At 67.0% G+C, this 25,634-nt stretch carries 24 protein-coding genes; 13 read left to right on the top strand and 11 right to left on the bottom strand.

Annotated features, from left to right (window positions below; all coding sequences use genetic code 11):
• Positions 1-70 precede the first annotated feature (70 nt).
• Positions 71-2,305, top strand: coding sequence for a S9 family peptidase (locus tag AC3ANU_RS06410; RefSeq protein ID WP_488315669.1), 2,235 nt, complete (start codon positions 71-73; stop codon positions 2,303-2,305).
• 67 nt (positions 2,306-2,372) lie between these two features.
• On the opposite strand, the gene AC3ANU_RS06405 is transcribed toward AC3ANU_RS06410, so the two are convergent.
• Positions 2,373-2,825, bottom strand: a complete 453-nt coding sequence (locus AC3ANU_RS06405; protein ID WP_056392722.1) for an SRPBCC family protein — start codon at positions 2,823-2,825, stop codon at positions 2,373-2,375.
• A gap of 162 nt (positions 2,826-2,987) precedes the next feature.
• Here AC3ANU_RS06405 and AC3ANU_RS06400 point away from each other — a divergent pair, with 162 nt between their 5' ends.
• Positions 2,988-3,194 (top strand): hypervirulence associated TUDOR domain-containing protein, encoded by a 207-nt coding sequence (locus AC3ANU_RS06400; protein ID WP_488315668.1) that lies wholly within the window; start codon positions 2,988-2,990, stop codon positions 3,192-3,194.
• A 4-nt stretch (positions 3,195-3,198) separates the two neighbouring features.
• Positions 3,199-4,395, top strand: coding sequence for an NAD(P)/FAD-dependent oxidoreductase (locus tag AC3ANU_RS06395; protein WP_488315667.1), 1,197 nt, complete (start codon positions 3,199-3,201; stop codon positions 4,393-4,395).
• Here AC3ANU_RS06395 and AC3ANU_RS06390 read toward each other — a convergent pair.
• Positions 4,392-4,958, bottom strand: a complete 567-nt coding sequence (locus AC3ANU_RS06390; RefSeq protein ID WP_056392717.1) for a GNAT family N-acetyltransferase — start codon at positions 4,956-4,958, stop codon at positions 4,392-4,394. The genes AC3ANU_RS06395 and AC3ANU_RS06390 overlap by 4 nt on opposite strands.
• Before the next feature lie 160 nt (positions 4,959-5,118).
• Here AC3ANU_RS06390 and AC3ANU_RS06385 point away from each other — a divergent pair, with 160 nt between their 5' ends.
• Positions 5,119-6,234 (top strand): TRAP transporter substrate-binding protein, encoded by a 1,116-nt coding sequence (locus tag AC3ANU_RS06385; RefSeq protein ID WP_488315666.1) that lies wholly within the window; start codon positions 5,119-5,121, stop codon positions 6,232-6,234.
• Between the two features lie 40 nt (positions 6,235-6,274).
• Here AC3ANU_RS06385 and AC3ANU_RS06380 read toward each other — a convergent pair whose 3' ends face one another.
• On the bottom strand, positions 6,275-7,438 hold the full coding sequence (locus AC3ANU_RS06380; protein WP_488315665.1) for an acetate kinase: 1,164 nt from the start codon (positions 7,436-7,438) through the stop codon (positions 6,275-6,277).
• A gap of 55 nt (positions 7,439-7,493) precedes the next feature.
• Positions 7,494-7,850, bottom strand: coding sequence for a VOC family protein (locus tag AC3ANU_RS06375; RefSeq protein WP_488315664.1), 357 nt, complete (start codon positions 7,848-7,850; stop codon positions 7,494-7,496).
• Between the two features lie 111 nt (positions 7,851-7,961).
• On the opposite strand from AC3ANU_RS06375, the gene AC3ANU_RS06370 reads away from it, so the two are divergent.
• Positions 7,962-8,252, top strand: coding sequence for a hypothetical protein (locus AC3ANU_RS06370; protein ID WP_018768847.1), 291 nt, complete (start codon positions 7,962-7,964; stop codon positions 8,250-8,252).
• An 86-nt stretch (positions 8,253-8,338) separates the two neighbouring features.
• Here the strand turns inward: AC3ANU_RS06370 and AC3ANU_RS06365 are convergent, their stop codons facing one another.
• From AC3ANU_RS06365 to AC3ANU_RS06350, 4 genes are all read right to left on the bottom strand, one after another.
• The gene (locus AC3ANU_RS06365) at positions 8,339-9,538 is read right to left on the bottom strand and encodes a fumarylacetoacetate hydrolase family protein (RefSeq protein WP_488315663.1); all 1,200 of its coding nucleotides are present in this window, start codon (positions 9,536-9,538) and stop codon (positions 8,339-8,341) included.
• The gene (locus AC3ANU_RS06360) at positions 9,535-11,064 is read right to left on the bottom strand and encodes an aldehyde dehydrogenase (NADP(+)) (RefSeq protein WP_488315662.1); all 1,530 of its coding nucleotides are present in this window, start codon (positions 11,062-11,064) and stop codon (positions 9,535-9,537) included. Before AC3ANU_RS06360 ends, AC3ANU_RS06365 begins: the two co-directional genes overlap by 4 nt.
• Positions 11,061-12,410 (bottom strand): L-fuconate dehydratase, encoded by a 1,350-nt coding sequence (locus AC3ANU_RS06355; RefSeq protein ID WP_018768850.1) that lies wholly within the window; start codon positions 12,408-12,410, stop codon positions 11,061-11,063. Before AC3ANU_RS06355 ends, AC3ANU_RS06360 begins: the two co-directional genes overlap by 4 nt.
• A 171-nt stretch (positions 12,411-12,581) precedes the next feature.
• The gene (locus tag AC3ANU_RS06350) at positions 12,582-13,307 is read right to left on the bottom strand and encodes a GntR family transcriptional regulator (protein WP_488315661.1); all 726 of its coding nucleotides are present in this window, start codon (positions 13,305-13,307) and stop codon (positions 12,582-12,584) included.
• 270 nt (positions 13,308-13,577) lie between these two features.
• Here AC3ANU_RS06350 and AC3ANU_RS06345 point away from each other — a divergent pair, with 270 nt between their 5' ends.
• Positions 13,578-14,909, top strand: a complete 1,332-nt coding sequence (locus tag AC3ANU_RS06345; protein WP_488315660.1) for an MFS transporter — start codon at positions 13,578-13,580, stop codon at positions 14,907-14,909.
• A 78-nt stretch (positions 14,910-14,987) separates the two neighbouring features.
• On the opposite strand, the gene pta is transcribed toward AC3ANU_RS06345, so the two are convergent.
• Positions 14,988-17,114 (bottom strand): phosphate acetyltransferase, encoded by a 2,127-nt coding sequence (pta, locus tag AC3ANU_RS06340; RefSeq protein ID WP_488315659.1) that lies wholly within the window; start codon positions 17,112-17,114, stop codon positions 14,988-14,990.
• A gap of 189 nt (positions 17,115-17,303) precedes the next feature.
• Here pta and AC3ANU_RS06335 point away from each other — a divergent pair, with 189 nt between their 5' ends.
• The 5 genes from AC3ANU_RS06335 (at position 17,304) to AC3ANU_RS06315 (ending at position 21,411) form a co-directional block, all read left to right on the top strand.
• Complete coding sequence (locus tag AC3ANU_RS06335) at positions 17,304-17,774, top strand: hotdog fold thioesterase (RefSeq protein ID WP_018768854.1); 471 nt, start codon at positions 17,304-17,306, stop codon at positions 17,772-17,774.
• A 6-nt stretch (positions 17,775-17,780) separates the two neighbouring features.
• Positions 17,781-19,133 carry a phenylacetate--CoA ligase PaaK gene (paaK, locus tag AC3ANU_RS06330; RefSeq protein ID WP_134164093.1) on the top strand — a complete coding sequence of 451 codons (1,353 nt, stop codon included), beginning with the start codon at positions 17,781-17,783 and terminating at the stop codon, positions 19,131-19,133.
• A 115-nt stretch (positions 19,134-19,248) separates the two neighbouring features.
• Complete coding sequence (locus AC3ANU_RS06325) at positions 19,249-19,854, top strand: TetR/AcrR family transcriptional regulator (protein WP_134164094.1); 606 nt, start codon at positions 19,249-19,251, stop codon at positions 19,852-19,854.
• Between the two features lie 101 nt (positions 19,855-19,955).
• Positions 19,956-21,092: a S1C family serine protease gene (locus AC3ANU_RS06320; protein ID WP_488315658.1), complete on the top strand. Its 1,137-nt coding sequence runs from the start codon at positions 19,956-19,958 to the stop codon at positions 21,090-21,092.
• Positions 21,093-21,105: 13 nt separating this feature from the next.
• A complete protein-coding gene (locus tag AC3ANU_RS06315) occupies positions 21,106-21,411 on the top strand; it encodes a hypothetical protein (RefSeq protein WP_018768858.1) in 306 nt (101 codons plus the stop codon).
• Positions 21,412-21,519: 108 nt separating this feature from the next.
• Here the strand turns inward: AC3ANU_RS06315 and AC3ANU_RS06310 are convergent, their stop codons facing one another.
• Together AC3ANU_RS06310 and paaZ are read right to left on the bottom strand one after the other, a co-directional pair.
• Entirely contained in the window at positions 21,520-21,927 is a 408-nt protein-coding gene (locus AC3ANU_RS06310) for a VOC family protein (protein ID WP_056392696.1), read from the bottom strand.
• Between the two features lie 168 nt (positions 21,928-22,095).
• A complete protein-coding gene (paaZ, locus tag AC3ANU_RS06305) occupies positions 22,096-24,207 on the bottom strand; it encodes a phenylacetic acid degradation bifunctional protein PaaZ (RefSeq protein WP_018768860.1) in 2,112 nt (703 codons plus the stop codon).
• A 144-nt stretch (positions 24,208-24,351) separates the two neighbouring features.
• On the opposite strand from paaZ, the gene AC3ANU_RS06300 reads away from it, so the two are divergent.
• Positions 24,352-24,795 (top strand): PaaI family thioesterase, encoded by a 444-nt coding sequence (locus AC3ANU_RS06300; RefSeq protein WP_488315657.1) that lies wholly within the window; start codon positions 24,352-24,354, stop codon positions 24,793-24,795.
• A gap of 103 nt (positions 24,796-24,898) precedes the next feature.
• Positions 24,899-25,606: a DUF4397 domain-containing protein gene (locus AC3ANU_RS06295; RefSeq protein ID WP_488315656.1), complete on the top strand. Its 708-nt coding sequence runs from the start codon at positions 24,899-24,901 to the stop codon at positions 25,604-25,606.
• Positions 25,607-25,634: the final 28 nt, after the last annotated feature.

The raw sequence follows: 25,634 nt of genomic DNA, 5'->3' as shown, positions 1-25,634 counted from the left end.
CGGGGCGTCCCTTCTCCCCCGGTAGCGAACGGCCTGCCGACTTGTCCGGGCTGGTCTATATATTGAATCCATGACCTCCACCTCCCTGCAGGATTCCACCGGCACTGCCACCCCGGCGCCCCCGGTTGCCAAGAAGATCCCCACCGAACGCACCCACCACGGGGAGACGTTCGTGGACAACTACGAGTGGCTGCGGGACAAGGAATCGCCGGAGGTCGTGGAGCACCTGCGGGCCGAAAACGCGTACCAGGAAGCCGTCACCGCGCACCAGGAGCCGCTCCGCGAGGCCATCTTCCAGGAGATCAAGGGCCGCACCCAGGAAACAGACCTCTCCGTTCCACACCGCAAGGACGGCTGGTGGTACTTCAGCCGCTCCGCGGAGGGCAAGGAATACGGCATCCACTGCCGGGTCAAGGCGCAGGACACCGGAGACAAAGTGGCGGACTGGACTCCGCCCGCCGTGGAACCCGGCCTGCAGATCCCCGGCGAGGAAATCCTGGTGGACGGCAACGTGGAAGCCGAAGGCAAGCCGTTCTTCTCCATAGGCGGCACCGCCGTCACGGTTGACGGCACCCTCTATGCCTACGCAGTGGACAACTCCGGAGACGAACGCTTCACCCTCCGGATCAAGGACCTCCGCACCGGTGAACTGCTGCCGGATTCCATCGAAAACATCTTCTACGGCGTGGCGTTCTCCCCGGACGGCACCCGCATCTTCTACACAGTGGTGGACGAGTCCTGGCGCCCGTATCAGGTGAAGGCGCACGTCCTGGGCACACCCGTGGCCGACGACGTTGTGGTGTACCAGGAGGACGACCCCGCCATGTGGCTGGGCTTCGAGCTCTCGGCGGACCGGCGCTACCTGGTGCTGGGCATTGGATGCTCGGAGTACAGCGAAACCCGGCTGCTCCGTTTCGACGACCCCACCGGGACCGTCAGCACGGTGATCTCGCGGGATGAACACATCCTGTATGAGGCCGAGCCCTTCCTGCTCGACGGCCCCGACGGGAAAACCGAGAAAATCCTGCTCACGCACAACCACGGCGCCATCAACTCCATGGTCTCCCTGGCTGACGCGGAAGAACTCCACAAGCCGCTGGCAGAACAGACCTGGCAGACCGTCGTGGAACATTCCGGCGACGTCCGCGTCAACGGCGCCGGTGTCACCGCCACGCACCTGGTCGTGTCCATCCGCAAGGACACCATCGAGCGCGTCCAGGTGATGGGGCTGGCCGGGCTGGGCACGCCTGCGCAGCAGGCGCCGGTGGAGCCGGCGTTCGACGAGGAGCTGTACACGGCGGGGGTGGGCGGTTCGGACTACGAGGCACCCGTGATCCGGCTGGGCTACACGTCCTACTTCACGCCGTCCCGGATTTACGACTTCGTCCTGCCCACCCCGGAGCAGCCCACCGGCGAACTGCTGCTCCGCAAGGAGAGCCCCGTGCTGGGTGGCTATGACGGAAGCGATTACGTGGCCACCCGGGAATGGGCCACCGCAGGTGACGGCACGCGCATCCCGCTGTCGGTCCTGCGGCACAAGGCCGTCAAACAGGATTCGACGGCGGCCGGCCTGGTGTACGGGTACGGCTCCTACGAGATGAGCATGGACCCCGGCTTCGGAGTAGCACGGCTGTCCCTGCTGGACCGCGGTGTGGTGTTCGTGATCGCCCACATCCGCGGCGGCGGCGAGCTGGGCCGGCACTGGTACGAGGACGGCAAGAAGCTCACCAAGAAGAACACCTTCACCGACTTCGTGGACGCCACCGACTGGCTGGCGGACTCGGGTTGGGTGGATCCCTCCCGCATCGCCGCCCTGGGCGGTTCGGCCGGCGGACTCCTGATGGGTGCCGTGGCCAACATGGCACCGGAGAAGTACGCCGCCATCGTGGCGCAGGTGCCGTTCGTGGACCCGCTCACCAGCATCCTGGATCCGGACCTGCCGTTGTCCGCGCTGGAGTGGGAGGAATGGGGCAATCCCATCACGGACCCGCTGGCCTACGCCTACATGAAGTCCTACTCCCCCTACGAAAACGTGCGGGCGGTGGCCTACCCCAAGATCGCCGCGGTGACGTCCTTCAACGACACCCGGGTCCTGTACGTGGAGCCGGCCAAGTGGGTGCAGGAACTGCGGAACAAGACCACGGGGTCCGAACCTATCGTGATGAAGATCGAGATGGACGGTGGCCACGGCGGCGCGTCCGGACGGTACGTGCAGTGGCGCGAGAGGGCCTGGGACTACGCCTTCATCGCCGATTCCCTGGGCGCAACAGAACTGCTGCCCGGAGCCGGCCTGAAGCAGGACTGAAACGTACGACGGCGGGCGCGTCCCGCCGTCGTACGCTTTCCTTCGCCCTCGGGGCAGCAGGCAGGGCTCAGGTTTGCGGGTGCTCCACCAGCCATTCGGCGAGTGTTTCAAGGTTGGCGCGGACGGTCCGTCCCTGGGCGCGCTCCACGAGAGGATCTGCGATCTTGCCGAAGATGCCGCCCAGGCCGGACTCGGCATCGATCCGCTGGGTGACGCGGGTGCCGCCATCAGCCGGTTCCAATGTGAACGTCACCGTGAAGTTCAACTTTCCTTCAACGGAGCGGGACACCATCCGCCTGGGCGGATCGAACTCCACCACTTCGACGGTCCAGTCGAACCGCCGTCCCATCACTTTGCTTGTTCCCCTCCCCCGGGTTCCCTCCGCGACCGGACCGGTCCCCACCTGCTCAGAGGTGGTGACCGAGGAATCGTAGACGGCGATGTTGTCGAACTTCGACAGGAAATCGAAGACTTCCTGCGGCGGCCGGGCGATGACAACGGATTCTTCTACAACTGGCATCGGATCCTCCTGGACCGACACCTGGTGCCGACGCGGTTCGGTTGGCAGGTAGGCGCAGCGCCAGCTTGGACCGGCTCCGCTTCCCTGTCAATGCGCCCATAAGCTAACCATGCTTACTATTGGGGGGCACTTGTTTTCCGCAGGGATCCCAGAGGAGCAGGCATGTCATTGAGCAAGGGAACGCACGTGGAGTGGAACACTTCGCAGGGCAAGACGCACGGCAAAATCGTCGAAAAAAAGACCAGCGACTTTGAACTCGACGGCAACACGCACCGCGCCAGTGAGGACGAACCTCAGTATGTGGTGGAGTCGGACAAGATGGGTGCGCGGGCGGCGCACAAGGCATCCGCGCTGACCGAGAAGAAGTAGCGCCGTGGCTGCCCAGCACGAGGTAGTCATCATCGGCGGCGGAAACGCCGGCATCTCCCTGGCGGCCCGGCTGCAGCGGTACGGGGTCAAGGACGTGGCTGTGATCGAGCCCAAGGACCATCACCTCTACCAGCCGCTCTTTTCGCATATCGCAGGAGGCCGCGCCCAGGCGCAGGAAGCCATCCGCTCGCAGGAATCCGTGACGCCCCAGGGCGTGACGTGGATCCATGACGCCGCCGCGGGCATTGACGCCGCCGCCAACACGGTCACCCTGGCGTCCGGTTCCACCGTGGCCTACGGGCAGCTGGTGGTGTGCCCCGGGCTGCAGTACGACTGGGACGCGGTACCGGGCCTGGCCGAGGCCGTGCACTCGCCCTCCGGCGCCTCCCACTACGAGTTCGAACTGGCGTCCAAGGCCTGGACGCTGCTCCGCAGCATGACGTCCGGCACCGCCGTTTTCACCATGCCGGCGGGCCCCATCAAGTGCGGCGGCGCTGCCCAGAAACCCATGTACCTGGCCTGCGACTACTGGCGGGAACAGGGCCTCCTGGACCGGATCCGCGTGGTGATGGTCCAGCCTTACCCCACCGTGTTCGGGGTTCCGGAGGTGGACCGCGAACTGGACCGCAAGATTGCGGAGTACGGCATCGAACTGCGGACCAACAGCGAATTGGTTGGCGTGGATGCTGCAGGCCAGACAGCCACCATCCGGGATCTTGCCGCCGGTACCGTGGAGGACCTGCACTACGACGTCCTCAACGCCGTCCCGCCGCAGTCGGCCCCGGACTGGCTCAAGGCCACGGACCTGCCGGCCGCCGGTGACACGGGCGGCTTCGTGGAGGTGGACCGGCAGACCCTTCGGCACCTCCGCTACCCCAATGTGTGGTCCCTGGGCGATGCCGCAGGCACCACTAACTCCAAATCCGGCGGGGCGCTGCGCAAGCAGACCAAAGTGGTGGCCAAGAACCTGGTGGCAGCCCGGAAAGGCAAGCGGCTGCCGGCGAAGTACAACGGCTACTCGGTGTGCCCGTTCACGGTGTCACGGGACACGGTGGTGTTCGCCGAGTTCGATGACCGTTACCGCCCCATGCCCACCCTTCCGCGGGTGCCCACCTGGAACGAAAGCAAGTTGTCATGGGTTGTGGACCGGGACCTGTTCCCGAAGATCTACTGGAACCTGATCCTCAAGGGCCGGGCCTAAAGCTCACCGCCGGAACCGATGCGCCATTCATCGGCCAGGATGGCATAGATGAGCTCGGTGGCCCACTGGCCCTTGTAATGCCACTTGTCGATGTGCCGCGCCTCCAGCCGCATGCCCAGCCGGCCGCACACTGACGCCGACGCCACATTGAGTTCATCCAGCCGGGCTTCAATCCGGTGCATGCCCAGTTCCCCGAAGCCCAGCTGGAGCATGGCCCGGGCGGCCTCCGTGCCGTAACCCTTGCCGCGTGCTCCGGGCGCCAGTGTCCACCCGACTTCGCCCTGGCCGAGTCCCGGCAGCCATTTGAGCACCACCTCCCCCTGCAGCCCGGGCTCATTCGCTGCCTCGATGGCGAGGGCCACCCAGTCGCCCTCCTTCTCGAAGGCAAAGTTGGCGTACCGGCCCACCCGCTCCATCGACTGGGTGTAGCTCTTGGCCGGGCCGGGCAGGAACCGGGCGGTCTCCGGCAACGAGTGGTAGGCGTGGAAGGCCTCAAGGTCACCGCCGTCAAAACGGCGGAGTACCAGCCGTTCGGTGCGGATCGGCAGGGAAATGTCAGGCATGGATCGAGGCTACGCCAAAGGTCCGGTGAAGAACGACGGCGGCCGGCACCTTCGCGGGGCGGGTCTGCTCTTGCTCCGGCGAACCTCCGGGGAGTACGGTTCGCCTACGGCCTGCTGGCGCCCGTGTTGTGGATGTCCCATCCCTTGGAAAGTAGTTTCGATGGAGAAGCCGGCGAAGCTTTGGGCAGCCGCTCTGGCGGTCGGCATGCTGCTGGCCACCGTGTCGTGCACCTATAACGACTCCACTGAGGATCCCACCCAGCCGGCGACCACGGCAGCCCGCACTGCCAAAGTGCTCCGCATCGCGACGCAGGACGATGCGAACGTACCCACCCGCGGCCAGATCGAAGAATTTGTCCGGCAGGTTGAGGACCGTTCCCACGGGAGCCTGGTCATTGAACCGGTCCTCAAGGCCGCAGGTGATGGGGCCGGAGCCTGGGACCAGGCCGTGGCCCACCGGGTGATGAGCGGGGACCTGGAGATGGCTGTGGTGCCGGCCCGGGCCTGGGACACCGAGGGGATACTGTCTTTCCGTGCCCTCTCCGCTCCCTTCCTGGTGACATCCAGCGCCATGACCAGGGAAGTGGTGAAACCGGAGTATGGGCAAGGGATGCTGGCCGGCCTCAAGGATGTGGGCGTCACAGGGCTGGCGCTGCTTCCCGAGGGCCAGCGGATACTGTTCTCCTTCGCCTCGCCCATCCTCAGGTTGGCGGACATCCAGGGGATGGTGATCAGGGCACCCCTATCCGGAACGAACTACGCAGTCCTTGAGGCGCTTGGCGCGTTGCCTCGGGACCTGGCTGACCGGGAATTCGGTGACGGAGTTGAGGCCGGAACGGTAGGCGGCGCGGAATCATCAATGGCCTACGCCTCCAATTTGCCGGGCGCGAAGACCAGGACAGGGCGCGCCATCGCCACCGGAAACCTTGTAGTGCACTCAAAGATCAGCACCCTGGTGATAAACGACAAAGCCAGGACCGCCCTCAGTGCGGAAGAACAGCGAATTCTCCAGGAGGCGGCGGACTCAACCAGGGATTGGGCCTCCTCACTCCTCTCACCGCTCGCGGACGAGGCGCGTCGGTACTGCGAGGGCGGCGGCAAAGTGGTTATGGCAACAGACCAGGACCTCACCGCCTTCCGGGATGCGGCGGCCCCGGTTTACGCCGTCCTCGAACAGGACGCGGAAACCAGGAGACTCATTGCGCGGCTCCGTGACCTGGCTGCAAGAACCCCGGCCGAGCCCGCGGTGGAACCCTGCGACTTCGACACTTACTGAGGCCTGCTGCTCCCCGGTCGTACCCTGCCGTCAGGGAAAATCAGGGAGCAGCTGAACCGACGACGGCGGCTGTTGCCTCTGCGATGGCGCGTTCCTCATCCGTGGGGACCACCAGGACGGGAATCGCGGACGAGGGCGTGGAAATGACGCGCGGTTCCTTGGACCGCTGGGAGTTCAGGCCGCCGTCGAGCTCGATGCCCAGGGCGCACAGCCGGTCCGCCACCTGCGCCCGGAACTGGGAGGAGTTCTCGCCGATCCCCGCGGTGAACACCAGAGCCTTGGCCCCACCGACGGCCACATGGTAGCCGCCGATGTATTTGGCCAGCCGGTAGGATGCCACCGCGAGCGCCATCGTGGCTTTTTCGTTCCCGGACTCAGAGGCTTCCACTACCGAGCGCATGTCGTTGTTGCCGGCCAGGCCCTTCAGCCCCGATTCCCGGTTGAGCATGGTATCGATGTCCTCGGGCGTCCAGCCGGCGCGGCCAAGGAACACCAGGATGGAAGGGTCAAGGTCGCCGGAGCGGGTGCCCATGACCAGGCCCTCCAGCGGGGTGAAGCCCATGGAGGTGTCCACCGACTTCCCGCCGCGGATGGCGGTCACGGAGGCACCGTTGCCCAGGTGCGCGATGACGCCGTCGAACTCCTCAGCGGGAAGGTCCAGCAGGGCGGCCGACCGGCGCGCCACGTACTCATGGGAGGTCCCGTGGAAGCCGTAGCGGCGGATGCCGTGGTTGGTGTACAGCTCGTCCGGGACGGCGTAGCGCCACGCGTGCTCGGGCAGGGTGCGGTGGAAGGCGGTGTCGAACACGGCCACCTGCGGCATTTTGGGCCACTTTTTGGTGATGGCTCGGATGCCCAGCACGTTGGCGGGGTTGTGCAGCGGCGCCAGCGGGTTGAGGCGTTCGATGGCGCGGGTGATCTCGTTGTCCACCAGGACGGGTTCGGCGAACCGCTCGCCGCCGTGGACCACCCGGTGCCCCACCGCACCGAGCTCAAGGCCGCCCAGTTCCCGGTGGATGGCCGCGTCCACCTGCTCCAGCGCCTCCGCGTGGTCCCGCGGGCCCTCGATCTCGCCGTCCCCGCCGCCGCCGTTGCCCATGCCGATCCTCTCGATCAGCCCCTCGGTGAGGACCGTTCCGGCGGCCACGTCACGGACCTGGTACTTCAGGGAGGACGAACCGGAGTTGATGACGAGCACGAGCATGCGGGGCCTCCTCAGCCTGGCGTCTGCAGTTCAACCCCCACTATAGGTTGAGCCGCTATCGGTCGGTGAGCAGCAGCGTGTTGCCGTCCGGGTCCTGCGCCGTGAAGAAGAGGCATACCTCCGGAGACCCTTCGATGGCACCGACCGGAACACCGCTTTCCGCCAGCACGGCATGCGTTCCAGTCAGGTCGTCCACCATGAAATTGCAGGTTGCCCACGCCAGCCCGGGGGCGGCCTTGATGCCGCTGTCCGGGCCCATCAGCGTGACGGACGCGGTTCCCGCAGCGGTGAGGACTGCTGAGAAGGTGTTCGCCTCCGCGACGCTGAGTCCAAGAAACCGGCGGTACCAGTCGGCGGCGGCGCGTGGGTTGCGGACAGGGATGAAGGCAGTGGTGATGGCTGTACCGGGCATGCCAGCGATGCTAGCCGAGGGGAACATCGGGTCGGGCCCTTCCTTGCGGATCAGGCCCCGCTGTGCCTATGGTCGGCGGACAAGGCTGGACCACGCCGAGAGGACAATTCCATGACGAACGAGCCCAATTCGATCGACGAGAACGACCCCACCAACACGGGATCCAGCAGCACCGCCCCGCTTAACGCCGGAACGGGATCCGGCGGCAAGGGTGATCCCACGGGAGTGGAGGGCGCCAATCCGGCCCTGGACGACACCGGCAACCTCAAGGCCGCAGAGACCGGGGAAGCGCCGGAGGCGCCCGAGAACCGGGAGGACCTGGACCTCACCCCGCAGGGCCTCTCCGACGAGCCTGCCAAGGAAGAGGATCAGGAGAGCCTGGCCAAGCCGGACAACAGCTAAGCACCGCAGGCACCAAAGCACCCCATGAACAACGTACGACGCCGGCACTCACCAAAGTGCCGGCGTCGTACGTTGTTGCACCACAGCTAGGCCCGCGCCTCCTGCTGCTGCGCGGCCAGGTATGAGAACAGCCGGCGCAGGCCGAATGACCACTCCGGCAGTTCCTCACAGGGCCCCACCCGGTTGATCAGGGCACCCAGGTGCCGGCTGCGGATGGTCACCCGGTCACCGTGTTTGTGGGTGAAGCCCTGTCCGGGCACGTCGCGGTCCTGTGTGGGCGCAAACAGGGTCCCCGTGAACAGTGCGAATCCGTCCGGGTACTGATGGTGCTTCCCGTGCGTCGCCGCCACGAGCTCCTCGAAGGGCCTGCTGATCCGGGACACGCTGTTCCGGCCCTCCAGCAGGTAGCCGTCCGGGCCTTCGACGCGCAGCAGGATCTCCTCGCCGCGCAGCGTATCCAGGGTGAATTGGCCGTCGAACAGCCGGATCAGCGGTCCCAGCGCGCTGGAGGCGTTGTTGTCCTTGGCCTTGCCCAGCAGCAGCGCGCTCCTGCCCTCAACATCACGCAGGTTCACGTCGTTGCCGAGCGTCGCACCCACCACTGTGCCGCCGGAGGTGGCGATCAGGACCAGCTCCGGCTCCGGGTTGTTCCAGGACGAGAAGGCCGGGATGCCGATGCCCGCGCCCAGGCCTACCGAGGAGAGGACCGGGGCCTTGGTGAAGACTTCCGGGTCCGGACCGATCCCCACTTCCAGGTACTGCGACCACAGGCCTTCGGAGATCAGGACGCGTTTGGCTTCGGCGGCTTCCGGCGATCCCGGCCGCAGGGCGGAAATGCTTCCACCCAGGGCGCGGCCCACCAGTTCCCGGACCCCGGCCGCGCGTCCAGCGTCGCCGGCGCAGCGCTCCTCGATGACGCGCTCGATCATGCTGTCCACGAACGTGACGCCGCAGGCCTTGATGACCTGGAGGTCCACGGGGGCCAGCAACCGGGTCCGGGTGCTGTCACCCTCCAGGGACGCCTTGACGACGCCGGCCGTGTCCCAACGCGGTTCCGCCAGGCCGGGATCTGCCAGGGCTGAGCGGACGGCGGCAGCGGGATCGGGCAGCTCCAGGAGATCCGCGACCGTTCCGGCCAGGCGGTGCAGGTCAAAGACGCTGCCCCCGCTGACGGCCACAACGCGTGGTCCCCCGCTCTCCACATCCCAGACCCGCCCGATCAGCAGGGCCTGGTCCGCGTCCTCGGGGAGTATGGCGTGGACGTCTTCCGGGCCTGTGGCGTTCATTGCTTGTCCTCCTGGGTGGCCACAACCCCGGCTGCGGCGGCGGATGGGCGCTGCCAGACGCCATCCACCCTTTGCGGAACCTGCCAGGGATTGCTGTCCTGCAGGGGTTCGGGCAGCCGGTCCGCGGGAAAGTCCTGGTATGCCACCGGCCGCAGGAACCGGCGGACCGCCGCCGTGCCCACCGACGTGGTGGCCGAGGTGGTGGCGGGGTATGGCCCGCCGTGGTGCTGGGCGTAGCTGACGGTAACTCCCGTGGGCCAGCCGTTCCACAGGACCCGGCCGCTGATGTCCGCCAGCCGGGCAGCGAGCGCGGCGACGTCGTCGTCCGCTTCCGCCTGGAGCGTTGTGGTCAGCTGCCCTTCCAGCAGCCCGGCCAGGTCCGGCAACCCGGATTCGTCGTCGTACGCGACCACCAGGCTGGCCGGCCCGAACATCTCCTGGCGGAGCAGCTCCGGATTCTTCCGGACCTCGTCGGCAGTGGTGAGCAGGACGGTGGGGGCCGGCTCCTCGGCAAAGTCGCCTTCCACCAGGACGTCCACGCCGTCGGTGTCCCGGAGCCGGCTGACGGCATCGCTGTACCCGTCGTGCAGGCGGGGGCTGAGCAGCCGGGCGGGCGTGAAACCTGCCAGGGCCTGCGCCAGTTCGCGGCGAACGTCATCGGCCTGCCCCGCGGGGACGAACAGCAGCCCGGGCTTGGTGCAGAACTGGCCCATGCCCAGGGTGAACGAGGCAGCATAGCCGGCGAGGATGTCCGCCCGCCGCGCGGCCCAGGCCCTGCCCGTGACGAAGACGGCGTTGATGCCGCCCAGTTCACCGAAGAACGGAATGGGCTCCGGGCGGGCAGCGATGCGGTCGAGCAGGGCGCGGCCGCCCGCGGTGGAGCCGGTGAAACCGATGGCTTTCACCTGGGGGTGGTCCACCAGCGCCTCGCCTGCCTGCCGCCCGGTCACCATGGAGAACAGGCCCGACGGCGCACCTGCACCTTCCAGCGCATCGATCACGGTCCGCGCGGTCCGGGCCGCAAGCCCGGCGTGGGCGTCGTGGGCTTTGTGGACGACTGCGCAGCCGGCCGCCAGGGCCGACGCGCTGTCCCCGCCCATCACGCTGAACGCAAAGGGGAAGTTGGAGGCGCCGAAGACGCCCACGCCGCCGAGCGGGACGTTGTAGCGCCGAAGGTCCGGGCGCGGGCCCATGGGCCAGTTGGAGTCGGCGTGGTCGATGGTGGCGTCGAAGTGCTCCCCTAGGCGGATTTCCGCCGCGAAGAGCCGCAGCTGGAACACGGTGCGCTTCAGTTCCCCTTCCAGCCTGGCCGTCCCGAGGTGTGTTTCGGCCACGGCGGTCTGCACAAGTCCCGCAGCGTCCTGCTCCAGGCCGGCGGCAATGGCTTCAAGCCAGCCGGCGCGCCGGTGCGGGTCCGCCAAACGGGCCTGTTCGAAGGCACGGTGGGCGGCGCCGACGGCGGCGTCGAGCTCCCCTGCGGTGGTGGGTCCGGCGAGGACGGCCGTTGCGTGGGGAGCCGCGGTCATCGGCCGGCTCCTGCCGCCGCGGCCAGGGATCCGCCGGTGACGGCGGCCCGGTTGCCCACTTCCTGCCAGCCTGCGCCGTTGGGGAATTCCCAGCGGGCGCGGGAGGCGGTGAGCATCTCGGCGCCCGTGCCGGGCAGTGCCGGGGCGGCATAGCGGCCGTCGATGATCCGGACGGGTTCGGCAAAGTGCTCGTGCAGGTGGTCCACGAATTCGATCATGCGGTTTTCCTGGCTGCGGCCCACCACGGCGTAGTCGAAGAAGGAGAAGTGCTGGACCAGCTCGCACAGGCCCACTCCCCCGGCGTGCGGGCAGACGGGGACCCCGAACTTGGCTGCCAGCAGCAGGATGGCGATGTTCTCGTTGACGCCGGCCACACGGGTGGAGTCCAGCTGCAGGACGTCGATGGCGCCGGCCTGGAGGAGCTGCTTGAAGACGATCCGGCTCGCCACGGCCTCTCCGGTGGCCACCCGTACGGGGGTGACACCCTTGCGGATGTCGGCGTGGCCCAGGATGTCATCCGTGCTGGTGGGCTCTTCGATCCAGTAGGGGTTGAATTCGGCCAGCTGGTTGACCCACTCGATGGCCTCGGAGACTTCCCAGCGCTGGTTGGCGTCAATGGCGATGGGCAGGGCGCCCACCGCCTCACGGGCCAGGGCCATGCGCCTGCGGTCATCGTTGATGTCGCCGCCCACCTTGAGCTTGATCATGGAGAAGCCTTCCGCGGCCGCCTCCTTGCTCAGCCGGACCAGTTTCTCGTCGCTGTAGCCCAGCCAGCCCGGGGAGGTGGTGTAGGCGGGGAACCCGTTGTTCCGGAGCGACTCGATGCGCTGGGCTTTGCCTTCCTGGCCGGCGCGGAGGATCTCCAGGGCTTCCTCGGGGCTGAGGGCGTCGCGGATGTGGGTGAAGTCCACCACGCTGACCAGTTCCTCCGGTGTCATTTCGGCAAGGAGGAGCCACAACGGCTTGTTTTCGCGGCGGGCACGGATGTCCCACAAAGCGCTGACCAGGGCGCCGCAGGCCATCTGGGTCACGCCCTTCTCGGGTCCCAGCCAGCGGAGCTGGGAGTCGTGGACCAGGAGCCTGGACGCGCCGCCCAGGTCATAAATCAGCTCGTCGATGTCGCGGCCCACCAGGAGGCGTGCGTAGGCGTCAATCGCGGACGTGAGGATTTCATTGCCGCGGCCGCAACTGAAGATGAAGCCGTGGCCCTCATCGCCCGCGTCGGTGCGGATGACAACGTAGGCGGCGGAGTAGTCAGGGTCGACGTTGACCGCATCGGAACCGTCAAGTTCGAGGGATGTGGGGAAACGAACGTCCTGGGTCTTGATGGACGTGATGGAAGGCATGGAACTCAACTTTCGGTTTACGACTGCTGGGAGGGGAAAGATTCGATTCCTATACGAATTTCTAAAATCATATAGGACATGTGATCCAGGTCAAGACCTGCCCGGCAGGCATTCGCTTGCCCGGGCACACAAAAGCCCCGGCCTGCGGGGCCGGGGCTGCGCCGCACTGGGCTAGCCGGTGATGATCCGCCTGCGCGGCGGGCCGCTGTCCTCCAGGGGGGCAAGTTCACCTTCGAAGGCCTGGGCAAACCTGTCGAAGGAGTTGCGGATATGGGTGGTCATGGCCGCCTCGGCCCGCTCCGGATCGCAGGCTTCGATCGCCTCACGCACGGCCGTATGCTCAGCCACCGTGATGGCGCCGTCCACATCTGCCGGGTAGAGCCGGAAGGTGTGCAGGTGGCAGTGCGTCTGGGCAAAGGCGTGCCGGACCACAGGATTTCCGGAGGCGGCCAGGATGGTGTCATGAAAGCGGGTGTCGTGCGCCACCAGATCCTGCCTCAGGTCCTTGCTGCGCTTCATGGTGCCCCGGAAGCCCGCCAGCTCCTTTTCCAGCGCGGCGGCCGGATTGGCAAGGCGGTCCACCGCCGCCGCCCGCGCCGCCCAGGGCTCCACCAGGAGCCTGAACTCGAACAGCGAGCGCAGTTCCGGCAGGCCCAGGAGCGGGGTGGTGCTGTAGCCGCGGCCGGGGTTGTACACCACCAGGTTGTCGCCCTCGAGCCGCTGGAGCACCTCACGGACCGGGGTCTGCGAGACGCCAAGGCTGCGGGCCACGGCATCAATGTTGATGCGGGTGCCCGGCGCAATCCCGCCGTCCAGGATGGAGGCGCGCATGGCCGTGTAGACGTCGGGAACGGCTGCTTTGCCGCGCGGACCTTCGGATGGTTGACGTGGGGGCACGCAATTACCTCTTGAACTGGAGTGGACCGGGTTGAACCGGGGCACCCGGTTGCACGGGCGCCGGTTGGAGTGAAGCTGCTGGGGGAATCATAAGCCACCCGCCGCCGGCAGCTTCTCCGCAGGCTTTCCAAAAGCAACACTTGATCTGGATCACAAAATCTATATGATTAACCCGATTCCTATATGATTTTGGCGCAGATATCTTCCGCGTCTCCCCCTCCCGCCCGCGCGCACCGCACCCGAAGCCATGTATATGTCGAAGGAGACCGCATGACTACGCTCGGAAGTAAAACAACCCTTGGCACTCCAGCCCGGCAGCCCCGCCTGATGACCCGCAAACGCTGGGTGATCATCTGGCTTGCCTTCATAGGCCTCAGCATCAACTACCTGGACCGTTCCAGCCTCAGCGTCGCACTGCCCTTCATGGGCAAGGACTTTGAACTCAGCGCCACCCAACAGGGCCTGATCTTTGCCGCCTTCTTTTGGGCCTACGACTTCTTCCAGCTCGCAGCGGGCTGGTACGTGGACAAGGTAGGCCCGCGCCGCTCGTTCTCACTGGCCGCCGTGTGGTGGTCCGTCTTCACCATGGTCACCGCCGCCGCATCCAGTTTCTGGTCCCTCTTCGCGGCGCGCTTCCTCCTCGGCGTGGGTGAAAGCCCGGCGCCCAGCACAGCCGCCAAGGTGGTGGCCACCTGGTTCCCGGTCCGCGAACGCGCCTTCGCCACCAGCATCTGGGACTCCGGCTCGCGCGTCGGGGCCGTCATCGCCCTGCCGATCGTCACCCTGATCGTCGCCTTCACCTCCTGGCACGCGGTGTTCATCATCATCGGTGTCCTTGGAATCATCTGGGCCGCCGTGTGGTGGAAGTACTACCGCGGCCCGGAGGAGCACGCCGGCGCCAACGCCGCCGAAGTCAGCTACATCCAGGACGGCGGCGCCCGCGGCGCGGCAAGCGACGACGAAAGCGCGGCCAAACTCCCCTGGCGTTCGCTCTTCAAGTACCGCCCCATCCTGAGCATGATGTTCGGCTTCTTCTGCCTGAACAGCGCCATCTATTTCTTCATCACGTTCTTCCCCAGCTACCTGGTCAAGGAACGCGGCTTCGACCTCCTCAAGCTCGGCTTCTTCGGCGCCATCCCCGGCATCTGCGCCGTCCTGTTCGGCTGGCTGGGTGGCTACCTGGCCGACCGTGCCGTGCGCGCCGGGTCCCCGGTCAGCAAGGTCCGCAAAACGGCCATCGCCGGCGGCCTGGCAGGCGGCTCCGTCATCATGTTTGCCGCACTGGTCCCGGAAGCCTGGATGGCCCTTGCCCTCCTGTCCGTCGCCTACTCCAGCCTCACCGTGGCGGCAACCGGAATCTGGTCCCTGCCGGCGGACGTTGCCCCAAGTTCACGGCACGTCGGCTCCATCGGCGGCCTGCAGAACTTCGCCTCCAACCTGGCCGGCATCTTCACGCCGATCCTGATCGGCGTGCTGGTGGACCAGACCGGATCCTTCGTGGCGCCGCTGGCCGTCATCGGCGCGATCTCCCTCATTGGCGCAGCCAACTACCTGTTCGTCATTGGCAAGATCGAGCCGCTGAAGGTCAAGGCAGCCGCCTAGGCCTTCCCAGCCGCCAGGCAAAAGTACGACGCCGGCACTTACCAAAGTGCCGGCGTCGTACGTTTTCTGCGTGGTGCCCTAGGAGGCCGGTGCCTCTGCGGAGACCTGCGCCTGTTCCTGCACCTGGGCTTTCGCAGCACTTTGCGCCTGGATGGCGGTGATGGCCACGGTGTTCACGATGTCTTCCACCGTGCAGCCGCGGGAGAGGTCGTTGACCGGCTTCCGCAGCCCCTGCAGGACGGGGCCCACGGCAACGGCACCCGAGCTCTGCTGCACCGCCTTGTACGTGTTGTTGCCGGTGTTCAGGTCCGGGAAGATGAACACCGTGGCCTGCCCCGCCACCGAGGAGCCGGGCATCTTGGACGCGGCAATGGAGGCATCCACGGCGGCGTCGTACTGGATGGGGCCCTCCACGGCGAGGTCCGGGCGGCGCCGGCGGACCAGCTCGGTGGCCTGCCGCACCTCGTCCACCGCCTCACCCGACCCTGAGCCTCCGGTGGAGTAGGAGAGCATGGCAACCCGCGGCTCCACGCCGAACTGGGCGGCGGTCTCGGCCGAGGCCAGGGCAATGTCCGCCAGCTGCTCCACGTTGGGGTCCGGGTTCACCGCGCAGTCGCCGTAGACCAGCACGCGGTCCGGCATGAGCATCAGGAACACCGAGGACACGATCTTCACGCCCGGCCGGGTCTTCACGAACTCCAGGGCCGGGCGGATGGTGTGCGCCGTGGTGTGCGCCGCGCCGGAGACCATCCCGTCCACCACGCCCAGCTGGACCATCATGGTGCCGAAGTAGCTCACGTCCTGCATGATCTCCAGCGCCTTGGGCAGGTCCACGCCCTTGTGCGCCCGCAGTTCGGCGTACTTCTCCGCGAACGTGAGCCGAAGCTCGGAGGTGGCAGGGTCAGTGACGTTGATCCCGGTGAGGTCGATGCCGTTCGCGGCGGCCAGTTCCCGGACGGCAGATTCGGGGCCCAGCAGCGTCAGGTCGCAGACGTCACGGCGGTGCAGGATTTCGGCTGCGCGCAGGATCCTGACATCGGTTCCCTCCGGCAGGACCACGTGGCGGCGCTGCGACCGGGCCCGCTCGATGAGGTCGTGCAGGAACCGCAGCGGGGTCATCCGCTCGGGCCTGGGCAGGTGGAGGCGTTCCACCAGTTCGGCTTCATCCACCCGCCGGGACCAGAGCCCCAGGGCGGAGGCCACCTTGCGCCGGTGCCCGGACCAGATCTCGCTGCGGACCTCGGAGACCCGGCGGGCGGTCTGGTAGGTGTCATCTCCGGTGGCGAACACCGGGAACGGTGCCTGCGCCAGGAGCGGGTAGATGTTGGCATCCGGGGCCAGGCCGCCGGTGAGGATGAGCGCCGACGCCACAGGGAACTCGGGTGAGAAGGAGGATGCCAGGCAGGCCACCATCACGTCCGCCCGGTCCCCCGGCACGATCACCAGGGCGCCTTCATCCAGCACGTTCAGGAAGTTGCCCACATTCATGGCAGCCACCTTGATGTCCCTGACGTCGCGTTCCATGTCCGGCGTGCCGGCGATCTGCCGCACGCCCAGCGCCATGGCCACCTCCCCGGTGGTGGGCCGGGCGATCTCCTCCAGTTCCGGCAGGATGTACACGGGCCGGCCGGAGGCACCGGGCTTCAGGGCTGCCGCAATGGCATCCAGGTCATCGGCGTTTGCCCGGTTGACCATGATGGCCAGGAGCGAGCACTTTTCCGCGGCAAGTTCCTTGCGCGCCACTTCGACGGCGGCAGCGGTCTCCGGAACGGTCCGCCCCTTGGCGCCCACAACAGCCACCACGGGCGTGGCCAGGTTGTTGGCAAGCCGGGCATTGAGGTCGAACTCGACGGCGGAGTCCTGGCCCACCAGGTCTGTGCCTTCGACGATCACCACGTCGCAGAGGCGGGCGATGTCGGCGAAGATCTCCACGCACCTGGCGTCGATCTCGGCCCGGTTTCCCTCCGCGAGCAGCGTGCGGACCTCCCCGTAGGTCAGGCCGCCGCGGCACCGGTCATCGTCCAGGGCGAACCGGGACTTCATCAGCGCCACCATGGGGTCCTCGGCTGCCGAGGGGCCGTGGACCACGGGCTTGAAGAAGCCGATCCGGTCCGCGTGCCGGTGCAGGGTGTCCGCCAGGCCCAGGGCTACCAGGGACTTGCCCGAGCCGGGGGTGGTTGCGCTGACGTAGATGCCTTTGGCCATGGTCCGCCCTTTGCTGTTCTTGCTGGTGCAGGTCCTCCCATCCTTGCACTTCAAGCCCCGTGGCGCGCGCCGCCGTCGGGCATTCCACCCCGGATGCCCTCCCGGCCAACGCACGCTGCCCTTGACACCGGACCCCCTCATGGGATTACCTAATGAACATTCGGTAAATAAAGCTGGAGGCAATGACGCATGGCTGAAGCAACACTTTCCGGGGCCACCCACCCCATCCTGGAAAACGACTACGCCTCCGAATGGATGGGAATCCAGGTCCTCGCCCTCAGCGACGGCCATGCGACCATCCGGATGACCCTCCGGCAGGAAATGCTCAACGGTTTCGGGATGGCCCACGGCGGAATGATCTTCGCGTTCGGGGACACCGCCTTCGCCCTCGCGTGCAACCCCATCCACCCTGCACCCGGCGAGGAAGGCACCATCACCGTGGCCTCCGGCGTCGACATCAACTTCCTCAAGCCCGCCTTCCGCGGCCAGGTGTTGACCGCCGTCGCAGACCGCCGCTCCAGTGCCGGGCGAAGCGGACTGTACGACATCCAGATCTTCGCGGCCGACGCCGCCGCGCCGGCTTCCGAAACCCAACCCAGTTCCCCGGGCGAGCTCATCGCCGAGTTCCGCGGACGCAGCCGCACCATTCCCAAGAAGTAGGAAACCATGACCCTGCATGCCCCCGAAACCCCCGCCGCTGCCGGCATCGACCCCGGCCTGGACCGCGAGGAAACCATCTCCCGCGATGAGCTCGAGGCCCTCCAGCTCAGCCGCCTGCAGCACACGGTGGCCTACGCCTACGAGCGCGTGCCGCTGTACAAGCGCAAGTTCGACGACGCCGGCATCCACCCCAACGACCTGCGTGAACTGAGCGACCTGGGCAACTTCCCGTTCACCACCAAGGACGACCTGCGCGAGGAGTACCCGTTCGGCATGTTCGCGGTACCGCAGCACGAAGTGGCCCGCGTCCACGCGAGCTCGGGCACCACGGGCCGCCCCACCGTGGTGGGCTACACCAAGCAGGACCTGGCAGACTGGGCGAAGCTCGTGGCCCGCAGCTTCCGCGCCTCCGGCATCCGCCCGGGCATGAAGGTCCACAACGCCTACGGCTACGGCCTGTTCACCGGCGGCCTGGGCGCCCACGCCGGGGCCGAAGCCCTGGGCTGCACCGTCATCCCCATCTCCGGCGGCCAGACCGAACGCCAGATCCAGCTGATCCAGGACTTCAAGCCGGACGCCATCCTGGCCACGCCCACGTACCTGCTCACCATCGCCGACGCCATGGCCCACATGGGCATCGATCCCGCCTCCACATCGCTGAAGTATGCGGTGCTGGGCGCCGAGCCGTGGACCGAGGAGATGCGGCATGAACTTGAGGTCACCATGAACCTCAAGGCATGCGACATCTACGGGCTGTCCGAGGTCATGGGCCCGGGCGTGGCCGGCGAGGCCGTGGAGACCCAGGACGGCAGCCACATCTGGGAGGACCACTTCCGCCCCGAAATCATCGACCCCTTCAACCCGGTGGCGGGCAAGGAGAACGTCCTGCGCGACGGCGAACACGGCGAGCTGGTGTTCACGTCCCTCACCAAGGAAGCGCTGCCCATCATCCGCTACCGGACCAAGGACCTCACCCGCCTGCTGCCCGGCACGGCCCGCCCAGCGCACCGCCGGATGGGCCGCATCACCGGCCGCAGCGACGACATGATCATCCTGCGCGGCGTGAACCTCTTCCCGTCCCAGATCGAGGAAATCGCCCTGCGGATCCCTGAGCTCAGCCCGCACTTCCAGCTCGAACTCACCCGCCCCGAAGGCCAGCGGATGGACCAGCTGACCGTGCGCATCGAGCGCCGCGACGCGGTGAGCATTGAACAGGGCACGACGGCGGCACGCACCTTGAAGGAGCAGATCAAGATCCACGTGGGTTCTTCGTGCACGGTGGACGTGGTGGAGCCGGGGTCGCTGGAGCGGTCCAACGGCAAGCTGCGCCGGATCTACGACCTGCGCCCAAAGGGCTAGGAGTCAGTTCTCCACGGTCGGCCGGGGCCGCTTAGACGGCCGCCGGGTCCAGCGCTGCTGGACCCGGCGGCCAGGCTCCGGCCGATTACCGAACGTTCATGAGAAAATGGCGGGTATGTCTTCCACAGATGCTCCTGCAAAGCGCGGCCGGCCCGGGTATGACCAGCAGTCGGTGCTGCTGATTGCCGTCGACGTATTCAACCGCCACGGGTACGATGCCACCTCCATGGGCATCCTGGCCGAGAACCTGGGCATCTCCAAGTCTGCGATCTACCACCACGTACCGTCCAAGGGCGACCTCCTCAAGCTTGCCCTGGACCACGCCCTGGGAGGCCTCGAGGCCATCCTGGAGCAGCCCCAGGCTACCTCCGGGGCAGCAGACGCGCGGCTGGAGTTTGTGCTGCGGCAGACCGTGGCGGTGCTGGTGGACCGCCTGCCCTTCGTCACGCTGCTCCTGCGCCTCCGCGGGAATACGGACATCGAACGGGATGCGCTGGAACGCCGGCGCACCTTCGACCACAAGGTGGCGGCCCTGATCTCCGCCGCGCGCGACGAAGGCTCGCTCCGCCAGGACATCGACCCGCGGACCGTCTCACGGCTCCTGTTCGGCATGATCAACTCCATCGTCGAGTGGTACAAGCCCGGCGGCTCCCTGTCCCCGCAGCGGCTGGCTGACGACGTCATCACCATGGCGTTCGACGGCCTGCATGCTGACGCATAGGCAGCAGCCGGGCCGGCCCAGACATCAATAATAAGTGTGCTTGGTATTTTCCTGCTCCCCGGCTACGGTGGTAGAAAACCAGCATCCGCAGGGAGGTACCGATGGGCCAGGCCACAGATCCACGGCGTTCGCGGCGCCCCCGGACAGTGCTTGCCGGCGGCGCCCTGGCGGCCGCCTTGGCACTCAGCGGCTGCACCGGTACGCCAAGCCCCCCGGCCCCCAGCGGCACCTCCCCAAGCCAGGCGTCGCCGTCGGCCTCCGCCAACTCCACGCCCGCTCCCTCCACCTCCGGTTCGGCCGGGACGGACGGCGGCAACTCCGGGACAGCGGCCGGAAACCTGCCGCAACTCGTGGAAAACCTGTCGCCGTCGGTTGTCACCATCTTCACGGAGGGCGGCCTGGGCAGCGGGGTGGTGTACTCGCCCGACGGCCTAATCCTGACCAACGAGCACGTGATCCGCGGCGCCACCAAGGTTGAGGTGGGGTTCGCGGACGGTCAGCGGGTGGAAGGAACAGTGAAAGCCAGCGACGCGGTGACGGACCTTGCGCTGGTGCAGGCCAAACGCACCGGCCTGCCGAAGCCCACCTATCAAAGCAACCTGCCCAAGGTGGGCGAAGGCGCCCTGGTCCTGGGCTCACCCCTCGGCTTTGAAAACACGGCCACCGCCGGCATCATCTCCGGACTCCACCGCTCCATCCCGGGCTCCGCGTCCAACAGCCTCTCCCTGGTGGACCTCATCCAGACGGACGCGCCCATCAGCCCCGGCAACTCCGGCGGCGCCGTGATCAACATGCGCGGCGAGGTGATCGGGATCAGCGAGGCCTACATCCCGCCGTCAGCCGGCGCGGTGTCACTGGGCTTCGCGATTCCCGCCGCCACCGCCGTGGACGTCGCCGAAGAACTGCTGGCCAACGGCACCGCAAAACACGCCTACCTGGGGCTGACGCCCGGCGAGCTGACGGCCCAGATTGCGGACCAGCTGGGAATCCAGGAAGGGGCCGGCGTCGTGGTGCTCGCTGCCGACGGTGACGGTCCTGCCGGGCGCGCGGGGATCCGGCCGGGCGACGTCCTGCAGTCCATGGAGGGCGTGGAGCTGACCACCCCGGAGAAGCTCCTGGCGGAGCTGCGCAAGCGCAACCCAGGGGACACCGTAGGCTTCAAGGTCAAGCGCGGCGATCAAAGTTTGGATATCAAGGTGGACCTGAGCGACCGGCCTGCCAGCACAACCACCCGATAGGAAGGAAAAGAATATGAGCCACCCCAAGGAAGAGCCCGACGCAGGATTCATCATCCCGGACCCCTCAAAAATGCGCGAGGACGTTCCCGGCGACGCCGGCGACGAGGCCAACGTGATCCGCTTCAGCGAGGAGCAGGCCCTGATCGAGGAACAGTCGCACGGCGTCCGCCCGGACACCTACAGCATTCCCTCCGGCGGCCCCACCATGGACGAGGCCCGCGGCAACATGGACCTCTCCGACCGCAGCGAGGACGGCCACGGCACCGGCCGCGAGGATGACAGCAGCGACGACAGCCTGCACGGCGGCGCCGAAAGCTGACGCCGGCGAACCAAGACAAGCAGCAGGGGTGCCCCGATCCGACCGGGACACCTCTGCTGCTTCAGTTTGGGCTTGCCTGCAGCTGCCGCGCCTGGACCTGGTACTCGCCTAGACCTGGTACTCGAGGGCGCTGCCGAGGTTCTGGTGGACGCACAGGATGTTGTGCTCCGTGTCCATGAACCAGGCGCACTTCTCCGAGTCCGTGGTGCAGATGTGGTTCTCCGTCCGCAGCGTAGGCAGGTCATAGTCCTGGAACACCACACCCTTGGCTTCCATGTCCCTGACAGTTGCCTCGATGTCCGGGACCTCAAAGCTCAGCGCAGTGTGATCGGAGTGCTTGCCGTCCGCGACCGGCATCAGCTGCAGCAGGGGGCCGCCGTCGGTGCCGAGTAATTCGCTTCCGTCGTCCGCCTTGCCGCGGTGCGGGAGCCCGAGCTTTTCTGTGTAGAAACTGCGGGCGCGGGCTGCATCATCGACGGGCAGGATGGTTGTGGCTGTGCTCAGTTTAAGGTTCATGTGGGCCACCTCCTACGGGAAGAATCTTACGCCCGGGATGCCGGAAAAGACCCTCCCCCAAACGCCCCACCACCTCCCGCACCAAAACCCAAAACGCCCCACCACCCCCTGACGGAAGGTGATGGGGCGTTGGGGAAAAACCCGCAGCAGGTGATGGGGCGTTGGAGGTTACTTCTCCACGAGGGTGAGGACGTCGTAAGTGGCCACGATCTCGTCGTTCTGGTTGGTGAGCACGGCGTCCCAGGCCACCTCGCCGTATTCGTCCGTTTCACGGGGAGTGATCTTCTTGGCGGTCAGGGTCACCCGGATCGAATCACCTGCGGCCACGGGGGTGGTGAAGCGGCAGTTTTCCAGCCCGTAGTTGGCCAGGACCGGGCCCGGGGCGGGCTCGACGAACAGTCCGGCTCCCCAGGCGAGGAGCAGGTAGCCGTGGGCCACGATGCCCGGGAAGAACGGGTTGGCTTCGGCGGCTTCCCGGTTGGTGTGCGCGTAGAACGTGTCGCCCGTGGAGTTGGCGAAAGCAGTGATGTCCTCGAGGGTGACCTGCCGCAGGTCCGAGCGGACGGCATCACCGATCCGCAGCGTCTCCAGGGACTTCCGGAACGGGTGCGTCCCCTCGGTTTCCACCGTGAAGTTGCGGTCCGCGCCCGTGTGCCACACACCGGTGACGGCGGTGAGCATGTTCGGCGAACCCTGGATGGCGGTGCGCTGCATGTGGTGCATCACCGAGCGGATGCCGCCCAGTTCCTCGCCGCCGCCGGCGCGGCCGGGACCGCCGTGCACCAGGTGCGGCACGGGCGAACCGTGCCCGGTGGAGCTGCGGGCGTCCTCGCGGTTGAGCATCAGGACACGTCCGTGGTGCGCTGCGATTCCCGTGACCAGTTCCCGAGCCACGTCAGGATCATTGGTGCATACCGATGCAACCAGGGAGCCGCTGCCGCGGGCGGCCAGGCGGACGGCGTCGGCAATGTCCTTGTACCCGATCACGGACGAAACGGGACCGAAGGCCTCCAGCGAGTGGACTTCCTCCGCTTCCGGGTCCTGCCAGTTCAACAGGACGGGCGCCATGAATGCCCCGCCCTCCACCACACCGGTGGTTCCGTCGGCTGAGGTGACCGACGGCGAATCCAGCGTTCCGTACGCAAGCTCACCGCCGGCGTCGAGCATGGACTGCACGGCCGCACGCACATCGTTCAGCTGCTCCACGGAGGCGAGGGCGCCCATGGTGACGCCGTCAGCGCGGGGGTCACCGAGGACGACGCGCTCGGCGATGCGCTTGCCGATGGCGGCGGAGACGGCCGGAACGAGTTCCTGGGGCACGATGGCGCGCCGGATGGCCGTGCACTTCTGCCCGGCCTTGGCCGTCATCTCGGTGACCACGGACTTGACGAAGGCGTCGAATTCCGGCGTGCCCTCCACCGCGTCGGGGCCAAGGATGGCGGCATTGAGGGAGTCGGTTTCCGAGGTGAAGCGGACGCCGCCCTGGACCACGTTGGGGTGGGACTTCAGGGACAGTGCGGTGGACGCGGAGCCGGTGAAGGCCACCAGGTCGCGGTAGTCCAGGACGTCCAGCAGCCCGCGGACCGAACCGGAGACCAGCTGCAGCGAGCCCTTGGGCAGGATGTTCGACTCGACGATGGCCTTGACCACGGCGGCGGCCACGTAGCCGGTAGGCGTGGCGGGCTTGACGATGGTGGGCACGCCGGCGATGAAGGCGGGCGCGAACTTCTCCAGCATGCCCCAGACCGGGAAGTTGAACGCGTTGATCTGCACGGCCACGCCGGGGATCCGGGTGTAGATGTGCTCGCCGGCGAAGGACCCGTCCTTGGACAGCACCTCCATGGGCCCGTCCACCACCACCTGGGAATTGGGGAGCTCGCGCCGGCCCTTGGACCCGAACGTGAAGAGGACGCCGATGCCGCCGTCGATGTCGATCATGGAGTCCACCTTGGTGGCACCGGTCTGTGCCGAGAAGGTGTAGAAGTGTTCGCGCCGGGCGTGCAGGTACTGCGCCAGCTCCTTGAGCTTGAGCGCCCGCTGGTGGAAGGTCAGCTTGCCCAGTTCGGCCTGGCCGGTGGTGCGGCCGTAGTCCACGACGGCGGCCAGGTCCAGGCCCTCCGTGCTCACCTTCGCCAGGATCTCCCCGGTGCTCGCATCACGGACGGGGACTGCCGAAGCCGACGACCCGGCGTCGGGCGTCCACCATGCATCCATGATGAAGCTGGGCACTGTCTCCACGGTGTCGACCGTGGCCTGGGGAGCTGTGGCGGTGGTGGTCATCGTTGACGGTCCTTCCAACAAGGGGGCAGGCAAACAGGACGGGTCATTACTGACCGTCCGTTCGGTAATATATTCACCATACATGAAGTGCCGTGCTGCACACTAGAAGGCCGGGACTGAATTCGGCCACCCAAAGGAGAACGTATGAGCGCCCCAACCCCCATGGATGCTGCCGGGAACCAGCCCGATGCGCAAGAGCTGTGGAAGATCACGCTCGGCGAGCTGGACGAAAAGATGGGCGTGAAGATCCTGGAGGAGTCCGTTGAACGCGTGGTGGCCACCATGCCGGTGGAGGGCAACAGGCAATCCTTCGGACTGCTGCACGGCGGCGCCTCCCTTGCCGTGGGCGAGGCCGTGGGATCCTGGGCTGCCGTCATCCACGCCAGCACCATGGGCAAGACGGCGGTGGGCGTGGACGTTTCCGCCACCCACCACCGCTCCGCACGCGAAGGCCAGATCACCATCACCGCCACCCCCATCCACCTGGGCGGCACCCTGGCCACGCACGAGGTGCTGATCACCAACGAGGCGGGCCAGCGGCTGTGCACCCTGCGCATCACCAACCTGCTGATGAAAAGAAAAAGCTGACTTAAAAAGATGCCGGGCCGTGCATCCAGGGACGGTGTTGCGGCGGTAGTAAGCGCGTAAGCATCCTCTGCCCGGCTACCGGGCTTCCCTCAAGGAGTTCGACATGCGCAAAATGACCTACGCCGCTGGAGCGCTTTCCCTTGCCGCTTCGCTGGCCTTCGCCGCCCCCGCCCAGGCAGGCGGCCGGCACCACCATGACGATCCCGCCCTGCTGTCCGTCCTGCACGGAGTTCCCGGCCTGACCGTCGACGTGTGGGTGAACGGCGAGCTCACCCTCGATGACTTCACACCAGGGACCCTGGCCGGCCCGCTGGAATTGGCTGCCGGTGACTACCGGATCGCCATCACGGCATCGGATGCCACCAGTGCGGAGAACCCGGTGATCGGGCCGGTCGACGTGGAACTCGACGAGGGCCGCAACTACACTGCCGTGGCGCACCTCAGCGCTGATGGGGCACCCACCGCATCGCTGTTCACGAACGACACCAAGGCGCCCCGCAACGACGAGAAGGGCAAGCTGACGGTCCGGCACGTGGCCGCAGCCCCCGCCGTGGATGTGCTGGCCGGCGGATCGGCAGTGATCGAGGACCTCCGCAACCCGGACGAGGCCACCCTGAAGCTGAAGGCCGGGACCATTTCAGCAGCGGTAGCCGCGGCCGGAACAACCGATCCCGTGATCGGCCCAGCGGACATCACCGTCGAAGCCGGGAAGAACACCATCGTCTACGCGTGGGGAAGCCTGGCCGACAACACCTTGAAACTGGCCGTCCAGGTGGTTGGCGGCAAGGAGAAGTGCGACGAGCACGACTAACCACGCAGTTACCATCCACAGCGCTATG

It is taken from the genome of Arthrobacter sp. SDR-2R (assembly GCF_057747955.1).
Note: the sequence above shows the minus strand (reverse complement) of the source record. Positions and strands in the feature narration are given on the sequence as shown.